This is a genomic window from Lactovum odontotermitis, from assembly GCF_054658595.1.
Window position 1 is genome coordinate 48,219 of sequence record NZ_BAAGGQ010000007.1, and the last position, 19,177, is coordinate 67,395.

11 protein-coding genes are annotated in these 19,177 nt (G+C 48.7%); 2 read left to right on the forward strand and 9 right to left on the reverse strand.

The features are described from left to right. Positions 1–352 precede the first annotated feature (352 nt). Positions 353–9,964, forward strand: a complete 9,612-nt coding sequence (locus tag ACYQ2E_RS05380) for an LPXTG cell wall anchor domain-containing protein (RefSeq protein WP_460017050.1) — start codon at positions 353–355, stop codon at positions 9,962–9,964. A gap of 380 nt (positions 9,965–10,344) precedes the next feature. On the opposite strand, the gene ACYQ2E_RS05385 is transcribed toward ACYQ2E_RS05380, so the two are convergent. The 8 genes from ACYQ2E_RS05385 to ylxM form a co-directional block, all read right to left on the reverse strand. After that, a complete protein-coding gene (locus ACYQ2E_RS05385; protein WP_460017051.1) occupies positions 10,345–11,748 on the reverse strand; it encodes a C69 family dipeptidase in 1,404 nt (467 codons plus the stop codon). Beyond that, entirely contained in the window at positions 11,726–12,889 is a 1,164-nt protein-coding gene (locus tag ACYQ2E_RS05390; RefSeq protein WP_460017052.1) for a CCA tRNA nucleotidyltransferase, read from the reverse strand. Before ACYQ2E_RS05390 ends, ACYQ2E_RS05385 begins: the two co-directional genes overlap by 23 nt. Before the next feature lie 93 nt (positions 12,890–12,982). Then, positions 12,983–13,843: a DegV family protein gene (locus ACYQ2E_RS05395; protein WP_460017053.1), complete on the reverse strand. Its 861-nt coding sequence runs from the start codon at positions 13,841–13,843 to the stop codon at positions 12,983–12,985. 1 nt (position 13,844) lies between these two features. After that, on the reverse strand, positions 13,845–14,219 hold the full coding sequence (locus ACYQ2E_RS05400) for a DUF1149 family protein (protein ID WP_460017054.1): 375 nt from the start codon (positions 14,217–14,219) through the stop codon (positions 13,845–13,847). Positions 14,220–14,338: 119 nt separating this feature from the next. Beyond that, entirely contained in the window at positions 14,339–15,076 is a 738-nt protein-coding gene (gene trmD, locus ACYQ2E_RS05405) for a tRNA (guanosine(37)-N1)-methyltransferase TrmD (RefSeq protein WP_460017055.1), read from the reverse strand. Positions 15,077–15,100: 24 nt separating this feature from the next. Next, positions 15,101–15,637, reverse strand: coding sequence for a ribosome maturation factor RimM (gene rimM / locus ACYQ2E_RS05410; RefSeq protein WP_460017056.1), 537 nt, complete (start codon positions 15,635–15,637; stop codon positions 15,101–15,103). 8 nt (positions 15,638–15,645) lie between these two features. Continuing rightward, positions 15,646–16,515, reverse strand: coding sequence for an alpha/beta fold hydrolase (locus ACYQ2E_RS05415; RefSeq protein WP_460017057.1), 870 nt, complete (start codon positions 16,513–16,515; stop codon positions 15,646–15,648). After that, on the reverse strand, positions 16,512–16,838 hold the full coding sequence (gene ylxM, locus ACYQ2E_RS05420; protein ID WP_460017058.1) for a YlxM family DNA-binding protein: 327 nt from the start codon (positions 16,836–16,838) through the stop codon (positions 16,512–16,514). The genes ACYQ2E_RS05415 and ylxM overlap by 4 nt, the downstream gene beginning before the upstream one ends. 38 nt (positions 16,839–16,876) lie before the next feature. Here ylxM and ACYQ2E_RS05425 point away from each other — a divergent pair, with 38 nt between their 5' ends. Continuing rightward, positions 16,877–18,421, forward strand: a complete 1,545-nt coding sequence (locus ACYQ2E_RS05425) for a sensor histidine kinase (RefSeq protein ID WP_460017059.1) — start codon at positions 16,877–16,879, stop codon at positions 18,419–18,421. A gap of 45 nt (positions 18,422–18,466) precedes the next feature. Here the strand turns inward: ACYQ2E_RS05425 and ACYQ2E_RS05430 are convergent, their stop codons facing one another. Continuing rightward, positions 18,467–19,162, reverse strand: coding sequence for a GntR family transcriptional regulator (locus tag ACYQ2E_RS05430; protein ID WP_460017104.1), 696 nt, complete (start codon positions 19,160–19,162; stop codon positions 18,467–18,469). Positions 19,163–19,177: the final 15 nt, after the last annotated feature.

Below are 19,177 nucleotides of genomic sequence, written 5' to 3' on the forward strand. Positions count from 1 at the left end.
ATAATATTGGCGTAAAAATTAAGGGTCTCAAACTCAATATTTAACTTTTTAGGACATAAATAGAGGTCGTGTGCTTATTTTATGCTTAAAAGCACTATAATCATTTATAATTTTTGAACACAAATATAGAATATGTATTGAAGAGTTTGTTAATAATAATTCAATCTTATATATAGTAGAAAGAGAGCCATTATTCCTCGATTTGGCCTTGCTTGTCCAAAATAATTTTATGTTTAAGACACTATTTATAATTTTGTCTTCATATTTTAATTAAATATCATTATAATATGATTATGTTTCACTAAAATTAAATAAAAAAGTCATAATAAAACTGAAAGGGACTAATTAAATCATGAGTAAATTAGAAAAAGAACGTCATTTACACGCTGCACACAAGCACAACTTGCAGCGCAAAAACACGAACTTCCGAACCTGGAAGGCTGGCAAGGCCTGGCTGTATTCATCATCTGTCATTGCTGCTTTGGCTGGTGCTTCAGTCATTGCTCCGACTTTTAATGCCTCGGCTGACACTGTTCAGACAACCTCCAATGCAGCAGTCAAAACTTCAGAGTCTGCTGTAACAAGTAATTCTATCGCTACTCCGAATTTAATGGCTGCACCTGCAGCGTATCAGGCCACTTCCTCAGACGCCGCAGCCGCAGCTGAAGCCTCTTCTATTGCTGCTTCGGTTGCCGCTTCAAACATAGCCGAGTCGGCAGCTTTGGCTCAAGCAAACAGCATCAAATCCAGCAGTCCAGCAGGGTCAACCGTCCCAACTGCTGACAGCTATGCCGGCCTTTCAGTTGCGCTGGATTCAGCTCAAGCCGCACCAGTCAAATCTTCAGCGGCTCCTATCAAGACAACTTCTCCAGCTAAACTTTCAGCAAGCAGCCAAGCAGGTACAGATTCTTCAGTTGCAGTGAATGCCCTGTCTGATGCAACTGCCAGCTATGCTTCCGAGGGTGAGGGGCAAAGTACACCCACAGCCGTAACAGTTTTCGATCCCTTTATCACACAAAGTCTAGCTTCCCTTACAAGCGCAGCTGCGAAAACAGCCACAGACTCTTTAGTTGCACAATACAACCGTTTCAATAATGATGATCCAGCCAAAGGCTCTAGCTACATGGCCTCAATGGCTGCTGCTGCAGAATCTGCAATTGCTTCCTCGGCAAAGGCAAAATCAGGCGCATATATTGAAATTGCAAATGGAGATTGGGCAGGATTTAGCTCGGCCTATGCTAATCCAAACATTTCATTTATTCAACTCGCTTCCGGGGCCTCTATTTCAAGTCCAAATCCAACTGCTGATGGACAGATTACCTCAGCTCGTACGACAAGTTTAACAATTGATCTTGGTGGAGGAACGTTGACTTTGGGCTACGCCGGTCTCTATCTCGGAAAGAGCGGCGGCGGTACAACCTTTACCCTCACAAACGGTACCGTGCGTCAATGGGGGGGAAATCAAAATGAAAATGCAAACCAAAGAGTTGGTGTTATCAATGCAGACTGGAATCCAGGCGGGAGAACCTATGCTAATGCAGGAACCGGCCAATGGAAAATTAACGTTAAGGATTTAACTACTTTAGGAAATCCTAATGCCTCCGGAGGAATTAACGATAACTCTGAAACCGTTGCAGCCAAGGGAAGTTTTTTGACTTTGGCAGGAACTATTAAGGGTGACTTTTATGCCCATTACGCCGAGACCGGTAACTGGCAGATTGCGGATAATTCATCAATTACTGCATCATCAACCAATAATTCTTCATGGGGATTCATTGTCAACATTGCTAATCCAAATTCTGTCGGAGGCAACGTTGGTAGAGGAGATATGAACTACTATGATGGACTCGGTGATGTTAAAACTTTAGCTTCAACAGGTGGTCGCTCTGTCATAATTGGTAACCATGTAAAAATGACTATTACTCAGGCTCCGGGTGGGTGGCCGCTTTTTGAACAAGCAGCTTCTCTAGTCACTGGCGATTTTCTCGAGATTAATGCGACAGGTGTGACTGGCCTGATTAATCCGAGCATTGATGGTGGGGGTGACCTTCATCAGACAAGTACTGATTTTAATCAAACGATTATTCTAGGACAGTATAATAAAATAAAAGGCACCTTTAGTAGTTATGCTTTCTATATTGTTAATAATGATTATAATATATATAAATCCTTCATCACTATCAACCATGGTGCCGATATTAATTTAAAGGCTACATCAGCTAATCCATTCTACTTAGGCAACCGTAATACAGTAGCGGAAATTATTTCGCCAGCCAGTATTATTCTCTCTACAACAAATGGTAACGGGATTGTTTATGGTCCAGATAACGCTAATACAGGAACATTGAAGATTTCCAATACTTCGGTAAGTTCTGTTGTTGGAAACACAGCACAACAAGCAATGTCAAATACTCAGTCAACTCAGTTAATATACTCTGGTATTAAACAAAATATCAACGGAACAGACGTTGCAAGTGGAACCTGGAATTCCTGGATGAACAATGAACAGGTTTTAAAAAACATTCCTGACAATGGTATAAGTTCAATGAGCTTAACCATTGGTAAACCAGGGGACATTACTCTTAACTATGTAGATACCGACGGTAACATTGTCGGTTCGGCAGTCATACCAGTCACTTCTTATAACGATTCAAATCCGATGCCAGGTAACTTGCTGAACAAAAAAGCACCAATGCCGGGTGATACAATCACAGCTAGAAATCCTCAATACTTGGTAAAAGACATGCCGGCTGGTTACATTTGGGCCTCAAGTAATCAGATGAACCCAGCAACTGTAGCAAAACTTCAGACTGATTCGACTCTTCCTTATCTTTCTAGTGTTGATGGATACGGTGTAAAGGGGTATGACAATTATGGCCAGCTCCAGAACTTGGTAGTTCCGATTGAGGGTTCCAATCTGACTTATTACATCATGGTCATTGGCGTACCAAACCAGAATGTCACATATACTTATGTCGATGCGGCCACAGGCTCAGCGGTAGCCACAACGAACTCCTCTCTAGCCTCCAGCAACTACGTGGGCGCTGAGGGAACCGGAACCGGCTCTCTATCCAGCTTAGCCACCGCCAACATCCACAATTCGATTAACTATACGGACAGTTACTACACCTCGACGAATCTTCCATCAGGCTACATTTATGTTGACTCAAAAATGAACTCCCAGTATGGTGAACTCAACGCGGCAAACAACGCGGTAGTCGTCGGTACAGAGCCGTCTAATACAGTCATCTATGTTCTGAATGAAAATCAGCCAAATTCTTTATCTGTATCGAACAATACGCAGGAATCAGCAGTTAGTATCAAAGCAGGCAGTTCTGTCAATCTCCTGCCGGGAAGTTCTTCAGCGAATGTTTCTATCACAGTCAGTGGCTCTGACAGTTTCCTGAATTCACTGTCTTCTGACAATCTGCAGTCCCTGTTTGCGTCAGGTTCACTGGCCATCTCAGTTGACGGGGCAGTCATTGCAGCAGGTTCAGCTGTGCCGGTTTATGTAACAGCCACTAACTCTGTAACGGCCGGCGGCCTGCCAGTCACTCACGAAGTCGTTTACACGCTGACAGATTCCCATAACAAGAATACGAAGGCCTCAGCAATCGCCTATATTACTGTGAATCCGCTGGCTAAGTCTACTTTGAGCGCAACAGCGGTTCCAGACAAGGCGAATGCGACATACGCAGCCGGCAATTCAGTAAACCTGATTGGCAATCCTGATCCGGCTTCAGGACAGACACTAGGCGTTAATTTTTCAGGGACAGACGCTTACGGCAATACGTTTACGACGGCTGAAAACATTACAGTCACTTCAGTGATAGACAACGACACAAAACTCCAAGCTCCGGCTTCTGTCTGGACAAAGGGCTCAACGACTCTGAAGAGCAGTGCTTCTGATTCAGGAGCGACATACATTGTCACTTACATCTACACCGATCCTGCGACTGGAGAAGGGGTCGAGGCAAAAGTAACTCTAACTGAAAAAGCACTGCCTCTGCCAACGATTCAAGTAACAGACTCTACCGTTAAAGCCGGCGATACGATTGATCTAATCACCGCATCATCACTTGGACTGAAAGCGACCGATTCATCAGAAAAAACCTTTGATTATCGCGACGCTTCTTACTTGGCACTGAACACGACAGTTAAAGTCTACAACGAAAATGGTAATCTCGTCAGCACGCCAAATAATATCCTGACAACAAAATTCACAGATAAAAATGACACTTATCGCGTCGTTTATACGTTCACAGACCCTGTAAGCAATATCTCAGTGACCTGCGAAGGAAAAATTGTAGAGACAGCACTGGCTGCCCCGATATTGAGCGTGACGCCTTCTCAAACAGTTACCGCTGGCTCAGATGTTGATTTGTTCGCAGGTTCATCAAACCTTACAGCAACTGATTCAAGCGGAGATACTGTTGGTCCGGATGTTTTAGCGACAACACAGCGCAGCAACGTCTTAATTACTATTGAAGGCGGTTCAAAGACAACTCCGCAAACAGTGACAGGAACGATTTTCCATATCCCTTCAACAGATAACAAAGGCACTTACAAGGTTTACTATACTTATACCGACCCGACAACAGGTGTGACAAAATCCGCTGTTCAAGTATTAAACGTGACAGCTTTGCCTTCACCAAGCCTGACAGTCACTCCGACACAGACCATCAAGGCAGGGCAAACAGCCGATTTAATCCACGGCATTTCTGCACTGACCGGAACAGATTCCTCAACAGGCTCAGACGGCAGTCTAAACTTTGACGATTCAAATATTCTGAAAAACTTAACGATTACTGTCAACGGCAAAGTATTTACAGGGACTGTACTGGTAACAGATGTTAAAGATCAGACTCAGACTTACACAATTGTTTACAGCTACACCGACCCGGTAACATTGGATTCTACAGGCACTCAGCAAACCATCACTGTCAACGCTCTTCCGGCACCAGTTTTATCAGTTAATTCTGGACAAAATGTCAAGGCCGGTACAACCGTTCAACTGGTTCAGGACCTCTCGAATCTATCTGTCACAAATGCTTCTGGAGCAACATTCACCTTTGCAGACCATCCGGACCAGCTGGCAAATTTAAAAATTCAGGTCGACGACACACTACTTTCCTCAGGAACAACAACCTGGACGCCGGCAAAGAACTCTCCAACGGGACAGCATACCGTGACCTATTATTACACCGATCCGACAACCGGCGTAACGAGCATCGCTGTAAGACAGACCATTAACGTTCAGGCGCTGGCCGCACCGACTCTAGTTGTTACACCTGAAAATAATACAGCCAAAGCAGGCAGCGCATATAATCTGATTAGTGCCTTGACAGGAACAAATTCAGAGCTCGACGCCATCAACTTCAACGATCCGGCTGAATCTGCACGCTTGACCATTACGATTGACGGCGTGTCAATGAACGGAAGCACGTCCTGGGCAATTCCAGGAAATAGTGCAGTTGTCGGCGAACACACCATCAATTACAGCTATACGGACCCGACGACAGGTTTCAAAGCCTTCGTTTCACAAAAAGTCACCGTGACAGCCATGGATGTCGTGACAATCCTCGGTTCATCCAACCTAGTCGGTTCACCTTATAACACAACCGACCAGTCTGTAACAAACTTTGTCGCAGTCGGCGGCGGACAAGGCGCTGCGAATACATCAGGCACCATGCGCGGTCAGCTCTATGCGAACGGCGTGATGATTACAGGCGCAGTTGCACAAACTGACTTTGTATATGACTCAAACGGCAATGCAGTTGCCTCCCTAAATTATTCTGGACTTGACTTGAGCAAATATGCCGGCCAGAAACTGACCAGCGTAGCCACAATTGAAGTAAACGGAGTAAAAACCGTGACTTCTACTGCTCTTGCAATCAACACCATGCCAAGTGACGGCGCCACAGGCGCAACAGGCGCTACCGGAGCCACCGGTGAAACAGGAGCCACAGGCCAGATTGGCGCAACCGGTGCAACGGGTGAAACAGGAGCCACAGGTACAACAGGCGCGACAGGGGCAACAGGTGAGACCGGCGCGACTGGAGCTACAGGAGCCACAGGCGCAACAGGTAACACAGGCGAGAACGGTGCAACTGGTGCTACCGGAGCCACGGGTGCCACAGGAGCGAGCGGCGCAACTGGTGCAACAGGCGCCACCGGAGCAACAGGTTCAACTGGTGCAACAGGCTCAGTAGGTCCTACACCAGTCATCAGTGCGAACGGAACATGGCAAACCTACGTCTGGAACAATGCCACAGGCCAATATGACCTAATCGACACAGGAATTCCAGCGACAGGCGCAACAGGTGCAACCGGGGCAACAGGCGCTTCTGGCAGCAACGGTGCAGACGGCAAATCCCCATACGTTGACAAAGAAACAGGCAACTGGGTTGTCTGGAATGATTTAATCGGCCGCTGGGAAGACACAGGTGTTCCAGCGACAGGCGCAACAGGTGCAACCGGAGCGACAGGCGCAACTGGAGCCACAGGAGCCACAGGAGCAACAGGTTCAACTGGTGCCACAGGCGCCACCGGAGCCACAGGTTCATCAGGCACAACGCCGCAAATCGGCGCTAACGGCAACTGGTGGATTGGTACAACCGATACCGGAATTTCTGCTCAGGGTGCAACAGGAGCCACAGGTGCAACCGGTGCGACCGGACAGGCAGGCCAAAACGGTCAGACACCATATATCGGCCCTAACGGAAACTGGTTCATTAACAACACTGACACCGGCATTCATGCCCAAGGCGCCGTAGGAGCCACAGGTCCAAGCGGTTCAATCGGAGCAACGGGTGCGACTGGTGCCACAGGAGCTACTGGCGCAACCGGAGCAACCGGTGCCACAGGAACAACACCTCAAATCGGTAGCAACGGCAACTGGTGGATTGGCACAACCGATACCGGAATTCCAGCGACCGGCGCAGCCGGAGCAACCGGTGCCACAGGAGCAACCGGACAAGCAGGACAAAGCTATCTCCCATACATCGGCCCTAACGGAAACTGGTTCGTAAACGGAATAGATACAGGAATTCATGCCCAAGGTGCGATAGGTGCCACAGGCGCGACAGGAGCAACAGGTGCGACTGGCGCGACGGGTGCCACAGGTGCGACAGGTTCAACCGGCGCAACAGGCGCAAGCGGAGCCACCGGTGCCACGGGCGCAACAGGCTCTACAGGTGCGACCGGAGCAACGGGCACAACGCCGCAAATCGGCAGCAACGGCAACTGGTGGATAGGCACGACTGATACTGGAATTCCAGCCCAAGGCGCCACAGGCGCAACGGGAGCCACAGGCGCAACTGGACAGGCAGGACAAAACGGACAAACACCGTATATCGGCCCTAACGGCAACTGGTTTATCAATGGAACCGATACAGGCGTTCACGCCCAGGGCGCCACAGGCGCAACGGGTGCAACAGGAGCCACAGGCGCAACCGGTGCAGCCGGCACAACACCTCAAATCGGCGGCAACGGCAACTGGTGGATTGGTACGACCGACACCGGAATTCATGCCCAAGGCGCGACAGGTGCAACCGGTGCCACAGGAGCAACAGGCCAGTCAGGCAAAGACGGCTACACGCCATACATTGGCCCTAACGGAAACTGGTTTATCAATGGAACCGATACAGGTATTCATGCCCAAGGTGCGATAGGTGCCACCGGCGCGACAGGAGCAACGGGAGCAACGGGCGCGACAGGTTCGACCGGTGCAACCGGCGCAACAGGAGCCACTGGTTCAACCGGTGCAGCCGGCACAACACCTCAAATCGGTGACAACGGCAACTGGTGGATTGGCAAAACAGATACAGGTATTCCAGCCCAAGGCGCAACTGGTGCGACAGGTGCAACCGGAGCCGCAGGCCAGTCAGGCAAAGACGGCTACACGCCATACATCGGCCCTAACGGCAACTGGTTTATCAACGAAACAGATACCGGCATCCGCGCCCAAGGCGCGACGGGTGCCACAGGTGCAACTGGTATGACCGGCGCCACAGGTGCAACAGGAGCTACAGGCGCAACCGGAGCGACAGGTGCAGCCGGAGAAAACGGTAAAGACGGAATAACACCTCAGATAGGCACCAACGGCAACTGGTTCATCGGAAACAAAGACACAGGTGTCGCCGCCTCAGGCTTAACCCCTCAAATCGGCGACAACGGCAACTGGTGGATTGGCACACGTGACACCGGCATCCCTGCACAAGGAGCCACAGGTGCAACAGGAGCTACCGGAGCGACAGGCGCCGCAGGCCGTGACGGCCAGTCCCCATCCATCGGAGTCAACGGTAATTGGTGGATTAACGGAAAAGATACCGGCATCCAGGCGCACGGAACGGCTGGAGCAACAGGTGCCACCGGAGCACCAGGCAAAAACGGTCTAAACGGCAACAGCGCCCTGATTGGCTCCGACGGAAACTGGTGGATTTATGACTCCAATACCGATACTTACACAAACACAGGCATTAACGCCGTCGGTACACCAGGCGCGACAGGAGCCACAGGACCAACCGGCCCTGCAGGAACGAACGGACATGACGGCAGCAACGGACGAAGTCCGATTATCGGAAACGACGGCCACTGGTACATCTGGGACGACTCAGTCCATTCCTACGTTGACAGCGGTTATACCTCCATTGGTTCAACTGGCGCAACGGGTCCTGCCGGACAGCCGGGAGCAACAGGGGCAACTGGCCCTGCAGGCCGACCAGGAGCAACAGGTGCCACAGGTCCTGCCGGCCAATCAGGTGCAACTGGAGCCACAGGCCCTTCCGGCCAATCAGACACGCCGGAACCAGATAAAGACCAGTGGACAGCCATTTATGCCTCAGGCTTCCTCTCAAATAACGGCCAGACAATAACAGCAGCTGACAAACAGACCGTCAACGAGATTGTCGCTCTGTCTGGAGTGAAAGATGGCAACGGCACGCTAGTAACCGGCCGCCAGCTAGTGAAAGGCTACCTCTATGCCAATGGTAAATTAATCGCTCAGGGTGAAGCAATCGTCACACTCGATGCAACAGGAACAGCCCCAACCTTTGCTATCCCAATTCATTTTGACGGCACAGCCTATGCAGGACAAACCTTAACCGGCGGCTTCTGCATCGGCGATCCTCTCGGCGCAAACTCGCCAGAGGGAGCCATCGGAGGAACCCAAGCCGGTGAAATTTCAATTCCAGCCAAACCCGGCTTTGTGACTCCGACCCTGAAAGCTCCAGGAAATGTCAGTCTCACCGTAGGCCAGAGCTTCACAGCCAATGCAGGTGAGGCAGTCGTCACCGATTCAGCCTACCAGACAGACGGAGGCTACCGCTTCATTGTCTCAAACAATGTGAATACAGCTGTTCCAGGCGTTTATCAGGTCGTGTACGGCTATACCTACACTGATTTGGACACAAATACCTCCAAGACACTAACTGACATCCAGACAGTCACAGTTTCAGCAGAAAGTACAACCGACCATCCAGGCACGACAGGACCAACTGGTCCAACAGGCCCGACAGGCGCAACCGGACCTGCAGGACAAACCGGTTCAGACGGACACTCGCCAATCCTCAGCAACGGCCGCTGGTACGTTTGGGACAATAACAGCCACTCTTACATTGACAGCGGCAGCTCAACCGGAGCTCCCGGAAAGAACGGCACCGACGGTCTCAACGGAACCAATGGCAAAAACGGGACAAACGGCCTGACACCTTTCATCGGTGCTGACGGCTACTGGTGGATTGGCGGTAAAAACACCGGCGTACGCGCCTCTGTCGAACCTGTCACTACCAGCTATACACCGAACTCAACCCCTACTAAAGGAGCACCATCAGCCGCAAGAGGAGCCGTTCTCCCTCGCACCAGCGATTCGGAGAACAGCACAGCCCTTCTTGCAGGCAGCGCACTTCTCGCAGGAGCCGCCAGCCTAGCTGCTGTACGGCGCCGCAAGAGAAAATCTGAGTAAAATCAAGCAGTCAAACAAAGAGAGAGAATCAACAATTGATTCTCCCTCTTTTTTAGTCTTTAGTGACATAGCTCGATTTTAAATAATTATTTAGAAAAAAAGCCGACATTGGCTTTTTTATTAATCTTTCTTAGTCGCTACTTTAGCAACCTGTTTCACACCAACGTGATCGTAGTGCTTATGTCCGCCTGAACGGTGATTACGCTTACCTGATTTTTTTGACTTATAGGCCATGTCTGAACTCCCTTCCAACTAGAATTTCTAATCTATTATAACGTATTTTTCCCTAGCTTTCAAGTTACACGACGAGAAAAAATATCCGCCAAAAAACCCCAAGCAAAAATTGCTTGAGGCCAGTAAAAATTATATTTTGTCAGAAATCAATCCGCAAAAGAGAACTTCAGCGTCATATGCTTACTGCCAGAGATAACCATTTGCCCCAGCAGAGCAGTCTGCGCCTCCATCGCAACATCTGACAGCTTCTGGTTGACAGCCAGCAGGTCAGCAGAAGCACCCTCAGCATCTGCAGCATTCTGGATTTCATGGAATTTAGAGAAAGTCGCCAACTCAGAGTTACGGAAAGCATCCACATAGCGCTGGAAGTCAGTGTCGCCCAAAAGCCCGCAAGTCGCAGAAAGCCAGTAATACTTAGTCGCATCGTACTCAGTCGTCGTATCGCGGAAAGCAGCCGGCGTATCATCAACATTAGCATAGAACGGCACCACATAATTGAAAGTATTTGCACCCATACCCATCCAGTGAATACCAGCCAGCTCCTCCGGCACATCATTACGGATTTCCAGAATATGTGTGTTCATGTTGCGGTTCAGACCAATCGGACGAATCAAGTGCTTCTCCGCGTCAGTATTAGTCGTGCCATAAGGGTCAAATTCAGTATTCTCAAAGTGGCTTGACAAGACAAATTTCACATCTTCAACCGAAATCTTCCGGTTCGCCTGGCAGATGAAAGGCAAATCCTGGTCCATGAAATCATATTCAAACTCAGTTTCAGGCGTGAAGAATTTCTGACCGTACCAGGCGCGAGGATTGTTGTAAATCGTGTCCTTAATGGAACTTGAACCAAAAATATGACGCAGATTATAGCCCTCAAAATCAGGATTCAGATGATTTTCATTGATTAAAGTCTCCAAATCTTCCGAGCACATCGTGTCATCCGAGTCAAAGTCAAAATCATCAATATTCATACGGTTCGGCGCAACAACATAAGCATCGTCAGGAATACGCACAGCTGCCCAGTGATGACCGCCAATCGTCTCCAGCCACCAGACCTCATCATGGTCTGAAAAGGCAATCCCGTTCGGCTCATAAGTGCCGTAAGTCGTCAGCAAGTCGCCCAGACGCTGCACACCCTCACGTGCCGTATGAACATAAGGCAGCGTCACGGTCACAAGATCTTCTTCGCCGATACCGCCCTCGACATAAGGGTCCAGCCCCTGAATCCGCGGATTGGTCGTAATCGTCTCCGTCGCAGACATCGCCACATTACTGCTGTTGATGCCGGCCGCAGCCCAGATACCATTCTCAGTATTCGCATCAGGAATCGACGTATAACGCTGAGGAGTATCAGGCAGCTTGATTTCACAGCCGGAGATAACAGCCTTGTAGTCGCGCGGCTGCTCTTCAGGCTTAATCACGACAAAACGCTGCGGATTCAAAGTATCCGAGCCGTCTTCATTTCGGCTAATCAGCGTCGCACCGTTCAGGGTCGCAAGTTTGCCGGCAAGTATAGTAGTACACGAGCTAGCACGATAGTTTTTTGACATAATCCAAAATCTCCTTTTTATTATTCAGCAATTTATTGTTGACAATTTCATTTTCGATTTGGGACAAAACTAGCCCCAGACCAGGCCCCGGCTGAAAACCAAGAGCCAGCAGGTCAGCACCCTTTACGACAATCTCTGATTTATCGTGAATCTGGAGCCGCTTGTCCAAAAGCGTCGGCAGCAGCAAATCAAGCTTCACCCCTTCGCCCGTTTTCAAATCATCCGCAAGTTCTGCGACATCCAGACCATAAGAATAAATCTTCTCCAGGTCCCAGACATCCTCCCGATAGGCCGAAACAATATTCATCACTAACTTAGAAAAATCGTTAGAAACCTTCCAACTCTTCAAATCAAAATGCGGAAACTGCAGCATCAGCCAAGCCCAAGCCTGCGCCGAACACTTGAAGCTGAATCGCTCAATCAAGCCGCTGGCATCCACCTTCTCAAAACCAGGCAAATACCTCCAGACTTCAGTTTCATTCAAATAAAGCAGCCCTTTTCGCCAATTTTCAGCAACCAGCAGCCTATCAAGCTCCGTAAAAATCCGCTCAATCGAAATCTTTTCAAGTAGAAAAGCATGCGAAGCCATCGCCGCCAAAGTCGCCTCTTCAATCGTAAAGTCAAGCTCAGCCGCAAAACGCAGCCCCCGCATCACCCGCAGCGCATCCTCATTAAAACGCTCTTCTGCTTTGCCAACCGCCCGCAGCGTCCGATTTTCCAAATCCGACAAACCATCAAACCTGTCAATAATCTCGCCGTCAGCCAGCATCGCAAACGCATTAATCGTAAAATCGCGCCGCAGCAAATCCTCCGTCAAATCCGACACAAACTCAACCTTATCCGGCCGCCGAAAATCAGTATACTTACTCTCCGAGCGAAAAGTCGTCACCTCATACTGAGCGCCCTCAGCCAGGACCAGCACCGTTCCATGCTCAATTCCCACATCAATCGTCCGCTTAAAAATCTGCTTAATCTCCGCCGGATAGGCACTCGTTGCAATATCCACATCATGAATCGGCCGCTTAAGAAGCGCATCCCGGACCGAGCCGCCGACAAAATAAGCTTCAAAACCAGCTTGATGAATTTTCTCTAAAATTGGACGTGCTTCATTAAATTCCGTCGGCAGACTTTCAAGTTTCATTAAAACAATTATACCAAAAATCCGCCGAAGCGGATTCATTCAAAGATTAAAAATTACTCATTTACACACATTTACTAATGTTCTGTGCAAATATTATGCCTCAAGGCCTCTAAAAATTTCCGGACTCACTGCATAAGCCACAGAGCCAAGTCCCAGATGTGTGGCAATCACTGCGCCGAAATCAACAATTTCTACATTGGGATAGCCCTGCTCAATCGCATAATCATAGAGTTCCTGAGCCTTTTCATCTGCACGTACCTGAATGACAAAAATCTTATGCTTTTCCGGGTCTGAGTTTTCCAGCAATAACTCTTTCATACGCGCCATGGACTTTTTAACAGTGCGCACTTTTTCAAAAAGCTCGACCTTTCCGTTAGTGGAAAAAGTCAGGACAGGTTTTATATCAAGCCAAGTCCCAAGAACTGCGGAGCCATTTGACAAACGCCCGGACTTTGAAAGCCACTTCAAACTGTCAACCAGCATATAAGCCGCATCATTATCACGCTGCTTCTCAAAATTGGCATAGACGTCCTCAAAACTCAAATTGCGGACCGCCCCCTCCAAAGCCGTTTCTACCATATAACCCAGAGGACTGGAGGTAATGAAAGTCTCTGGAAAACAGACTTTCATCTTCTCAAATTCATCCTGCAGATAAAAAGCATTGTCGTGAAAGCCGGAGATCCCGGCAGACAAAAATAAGCCCAGAACATGGGTGTATCCTTGAACCTCAAGATGCTTCAGAAGCTCTTCCAGCTCAATCAGACTCGGCTGAGCGGACTTAGGCACATCCTTGGCACTTGCCATGAGGTCGTAAAAAACATCCGAGCTGAGCTCCTTAGATGAATAAGTCACGTCATCAATCGTCAGCGGAATATCCAAAATATGCAGATTATCAAAGCGCCTATACTTGTCTGAAATCGCGGCCGAACTATCTGTTATAACGGCTAACTTCATCCTAAAACTCCAATTTTAGCCCCGGCTCATCCAATGCAACCTCTGTGATTTCATAGGTCAGGCGCTTCAATAGCTCAAACAAGGGTGAAGCCAACTCCTGCATATCTTCCTGGCTCAAGTCTTCCTGACTCTCGATGAGACGGCCGTTGACCTGGCTGACTTGGCTTAAAGCACTTGAAAGAACAAACTTCTCAAGCACAATTAGTGCACTCAAATTAATCTGAACAAAAGACTTATTGGCAGCCTCATCTGTATTCAGAATATGCAGCTGAACATTAATCCGGGTCTCGGGAGTCCCGTGTTCACGCTCAAAGTCAAAGTTACGCGCGTCATAATGATAAAAACTTACAAGTTCTTTTTCTCGCAGAATGTCCATAATTTCCTCTATCCTATCTCTTGCTTCAGGCCGCCTCAATCAGACTCTTCAAACAAATCATCTGCGCAAAGCGCCCTTTTACACTTATAATCTATTATACCAGTTCTGAGAAAATTCTGCTAGTCTTGCGCAGGATTTTTCTGTATTTCACATAGAATTTTTTGCGCCTCGTCGCTTAATTCCTGGTTTTCCAGCATATCCGGCCGCCGCTGCCAGGTCTTCTTCAGACTTTCTGTCAAGCGCCACTTACGAATATTCTCGTGGTGGCCGCTCATCAGAACTTCCGGCACCTTCATGCCTCTGAAGTCCTCAGGCCGTGTGTACTGCGGATATTCCAGCAATCCGGAGCTAAACGAATCATCCAGATGACTTTCTTCACGTCCCAGCACCTCAGGAATCAGCCGCACCGCAGCATCAATCATGACGCTGGCGGCCAGTTCTCCGCCGGTCAGGACATAATCGCCCAGCGAGATTTCATCCGTTACCAGAGTCTTAATCCGCTCGTCAAAGCCCTCATAATGGCCGCAAATGAAAATCAGCTGCTCTTCCTGTGACAGCTCCTCTGCTTTAGCCTGGTCGAATTTAATACCGGCAGGGTCAAGCAGAATCACACGCGGCGGTTTTTTCCCGGACTGCGGAATCGATGCAAAACAGTCAAAAATAGGCTGCGCCATGAGGAGCATGCCTTGACCGCCGCCATAGGGCATATCGTCCACATGCCGCTGCTTATTGTCCGCAAACTCGCGAAAGTCGTGCGGATGAATCTCAACCAGACCGCGTTCCTGGGCCTTGCCAATCATCGACTGATTCAGCGGAGCAAACATTTCCGGAAAAATAGTTAAAATATCAATACGCATAAATATAAAAAATCTCCATCAAAATCAATCATCTAGTCCCTCAGGTATCTCAACATTCACACGCTTTCCAGCCAAATCAACCGACAGCACAACCAAAGGAATGTAGGGCAGCAGCAAGTCCGGCTTGTTCTCGCGCTTGACCACCCAGACATCATTGGCGCCCGGCTGCAGAATCTCAGAAATCACGCCGATTTTTTCAGCGGCTGTGACGTCATAGACATCAAGGCCGATAATGTCATGATAATAAAACTCATTCTCAGACAGGTCAGACAGGTTTTCTTCAGCGACTTTCAGCGTATAATCGCGGATTTTCTCGACTTGAGCGATGTTATCAAAGCCGGCGAACTTGATAATCCACAGATTTTTCGACGCCCGGGCGCGCGTGACCTTCAGATTTTCGACAAATTCTCCCGCTGTGTCAAACAAGGCCAGAATAGAGCCCTTTTTGAAGCGCTCTTCAGGAAAATCGGTAAATGACTTGACACGGACTTCTCCCTGCAAACCTTGTGTGTTCACGATGACGCCGACTCGGTAAAATCTGTTAAATTCACTTTCACTCATAACAGCCATTATATCATATCGCCCTGTTTTAAAAAGGCTGCGACTTTCGCAAGGAACTGCTCTCTCACATTGTCCGCATGCAAAAGATGATAGCCGTGCGGGATTTCCTCGTACTGAAGTTTCCCGCTTGCCTTGCCCGAAGCCGCAAATTCGCGGATGGCCGCAATCGAGACAATGTGGTCTTCCTGGGCACCCAGAAGCAGCGTAGGCACAGAAAGTTTATCCGCATTTGCCAGTGCAAATTCACCAGCGTCCGCAATTTGTCCGTAAAGGCGCATGGACAGGCGAGTATGGAACAATCCGTCATTGACCACCTGCTTGACCAGCTCCTGGTCATGGATGACGTACTGCATTTTCAGACCGGTCGGAACGGCGAGTTTAGCTGACAATCTTCCAAGAATTTTAGCAGCCGCAGTCACAATTTTTGCCGGCGGTTCTGCCAGACGCAGCCAGGGACTTTCAATGACAGCGCGTGAATACATCAGCTCAGCCGAATCAGCATTCCTCAGTAAAATGTTCAGTGCAATATTCCCGCCCATTGAATGGCCAAACAAGACAATCGGAAGTTCTGTGTATTTTTCTGCAATCAGTCCGCGAATTTCCAGCACATCGGAAATCCAGTTTTCATAGGAATCCGTCACACCCTGAAGCTTTTTATTTTTTGCAGCAAACTCGCCGAAGCCGCGCTGGTCATGAATGACACAGATACAGCCCATTTCTGTCAGGCTTGGAATCAGGGCCTGGTATTGGCCAATGTGCTCACCGAAGCCGTGGACGAGCTGAATCACACATTTTGCCTGGGCTTTCTCCGGCTGATAAACTGCGACACGGATTTTTTCTCCGTCTGACATGAGCTGCGTGAAAGTTTTCTCCTTCATTCGTCAATCCTCCTTAAAGCGCGCAACTGAGCCTGCAGCTCTGTATCTGCCGGATAATCGTGCGCCAGTTTTTCCAAAATCTCCGCCCGCCGTTCTTCTTTATCGGCCAAGCCAAGCACGGTCTCAAATTTCTCCAAGTTTTTCTCGGAGCGCCGCAGCAAATCTGAAACCGCTTGCTTGGTCGCACCGGTTGACTCGGCAATTTCCGTCAGCGAAAAATCCTCGGAATAATAGAGCTGGAGGGCTTCGCGCTGTTTGTCATTCAAGAGGCCGCCGTAAAAATCAATCAGAACATTGATGCGGTTCGTTTTTTCTATGGTCATATCCTTGATTATAGCAGATTTATGGTAAAATAAAACTAATGAAAAGACTTAAGCGCATTTGGAAGACTTTGCTGCTGCTGACTCTGTTTTATGCACTCGTCACTGTCTTCGTAGTTGTGTTCGCAAACCGGCAGACGCTGCAGCTTGACACCAGCCGTGTGCTTGCCCGCGCGCAAAACGTTGAGGAGGACCTGAAAACGAACCCTCAACTGACTTTTGACGATTCCGTGAAAGAAATTTCACTTTCCAGCGATTCAAAAGCTGCAAAGTCCATCAAGAAAGGCGCTTCCTATGTGCGCTCAGTTGACGGAGACCAGCTCACTGTCACGATTCCCGTTGTAACAAACGGGCAGATTGACTCTTTCTTATCAGTGACCGACAGTCTGACCTCTACTTCTCACACGACTTTTCTCGTCATCGGCATGGGTCTCCTCTTCTGGCTTTTCTCGATTTACCGCTTCATTCAGCGCTCTATCAGAATGCATACTTATACAAAAAATACAGTGGCAAAAATCAAGAACATTGAGCGCTCGCCTTTGACCCAGTCCTACCTGATAACGAGCGATGACGATGCTGTAAGCATTGCACTGAACCATCTGGGCGAAAACATCCAGCAGAGCATTTTGTCCAATCAGGAAGCCAAAGAAAATCTGTACGAATTCATCGAATTTTTCCAGTTTCCGATTTTCGTTTATGACGGCCGCGGCGCGATTCACCGGTCAAATGCCGCCTTTCAGAATGAGTTTTCAGACAGTAAGAGCATAGATGTCTTCAGCCTCTATCCAGAATTCCTGAATTTCCTGGTCGAGAAAATGGTTCGACCCGATATTCAGGACAAAACCTTCTACTTTGACCGGATTAATTCCTACTACCAGGTCCAGTTTAACCCGCTGGAAATGATTTCCAACCGTTATCTGGTAGCCATGAACGACGTCACGAGTTATCACCAGATTTCGCAGGCCCACGTTGACTTTACGGCGAACGTTTCCTTGGCAATAAAAGCTCCGCTTGAGCGAATTGAGCTACTCTCAGCCGAGATAAACCCGGACGAAATCAGACAAAAAATCACGCAAGAAACTGACTGGCTCGACGAGCTGGTCGACGACACGCTAGTCTTAACACAGCCAACGGTCAAAGTAACAAAAAGCCATATCCAGGCTGACCAGCTGATTCAGAGCATTTTACTCGACCTGCAGCCGACAATTATGCGCAAAAACCTGCAAATCGACCTGCAGCTTGAGGCCGTCAACTTCAAAAGTGATGAAAAGAAAATCCGCATCATCTTCAAGAAACTAATTGGTAATGCCCTCAGCTATACGCCAGCCGGCGGAAAAGTGTCAATTTTACTGAAAAACGGCCCGGAACATCTGACTTTCACAGTGACAGACTCAGGCCCAGGCCTAACTGACATTCAAAAGACACAGATTTTCGAGCGCTTCTATCGGACGGACGTTGATAAAACCACCGTCGCAGGTACCGGACTTGGCCTGGCTATTGTCAAGAAAAACGTCAAAGACCTCAAGGGACATGTCCATGTCAGCAGCCTGCTGGGACACGGCTCAACATTTACCGTAACATTTTAGAAGATATCAAAAAAGGGAACATTTGTCTCCCTTTTTACGTACAGCTTATCTCTCAAGATAGAATTCAAAGCGCTCGCCCGCATATGATGAAAGCACGAACTCAAAAGGTGTCTCATCTTTGAGGTAAGAAACCTGATTGACCGTCAGAATCGCTGCGCCGTGCTTGATTTCCAGATAGCGCGACAATTCCTGACTCGCATTCTTGCTGGAAATCGTCTGCTCGCTGCGGCCGATAACCTTGCCGTTCGCCTCTAACGTTGCAAAAAAGTGCTTTGTAATCTCGTCTTTCTTGAAACCTTCCACTAGCTCAGCCGGAACACAGGCAACCTCAAAGCAGATTGGAAGCCCGTCCGCATAACGAATACGCTCCATACGGATGATTCGAGCATTGTGCTCAAGATGCAGCTTCTCACGCTCCATCTCGTTGGCAAACACCTTCAGATAGCTGATAATCTTGCTGCTCGGCTTTTTCCCCTGGGATTTGGCAATCTCAGTGAATGAAATCGTCCCGCGCATGCGCTCGCGCACCCGCTGACCAACCACAAAAGTACCAGCGCCGACACGGCGCTCTAAAATCCCCTCATCACATAGGGCTGTCACAGCCTGACGAAGCGTGGTACGAGTGACATTAAACTTCTCGGCAAGCACACGTTCGCTCGGCAGTCGCTTCCCTACTTGATAGACTTTTTTTTCAATGTCTGCTTTTATCGCATCATGAATTTGGGTATAAAGCGGCGTTATCATAAGTCTTTCCTT

Coding starts and splice junctions, on each gene's coding strand:
- ACYQ2E_RS05385 (WP_460017051.1), bottom strand. CDS start 11,748: ATGTCAAAAAACTATCGTGCTAGCTCGTGTACTACTATACTTGCCGGC.
- ACYQ2E_RS05400 (WP_460017054.1), bottom strand. CDS start 14,219: ATGGACATTCTGCGAGAAAAAGAACTTGTAAGTTTTTATCATTATGAC.
- ylxM (WP_460017058.1), bottom strand. CDS start 16,838: ATGACCATAGAAAAAACGAACCGCATCAATGTTCTGATTGATTTTTAC.
- ACYQ2E_RS05425 (WP_460017059.1), top strand. CDS start 16,877: ATGAAAAGACTTAAGCGCATTTGGAAGACTTTGCTGCTGCTGACTCTG.
- ACYQ2E_RS05395 (WP_460017053.1), bottom strand. CDS start 13,843: ATGAAGTTAGCCGTTATAACAGATAGTTCGGCCGCGATTTCAGACAAG.
- trmD (WP_460017055.1), bottom strand. CDS start 15,076: ATGCGTATTGATATTTTAACTATTTTTCCGGAAATGTTTGCTCCGCTG.
- rimM (WP_460017056.1), bottom strand. CDS start 15,637: ATGAGTGAAAGTGAATTTAACAGATTTTACCGAGTCGGCGTCATCGTG.
- ACYQ2E_RS05390 (WP_460017052.1), bottom strand. CDS start 12,889: ATGAAACTTGAAAGTCTGCCGACGGAATTTAATGAAGCACGTCCAATT.
- ACYQ2E_RS05380 (WP_460017050.1), top strand. CDS start 353: ATGAGTAAATTAGAAAAAGAACGTCATTTACACGCTGCACACAAGCAC.
- ACYQ2E_RS05415 (WP_460017057.1), bottom strand. CDS start 16,515: ATGAAGGAGAAAACTTTCACGCAGCTCATGTCAGACGGAGAAAAAATC.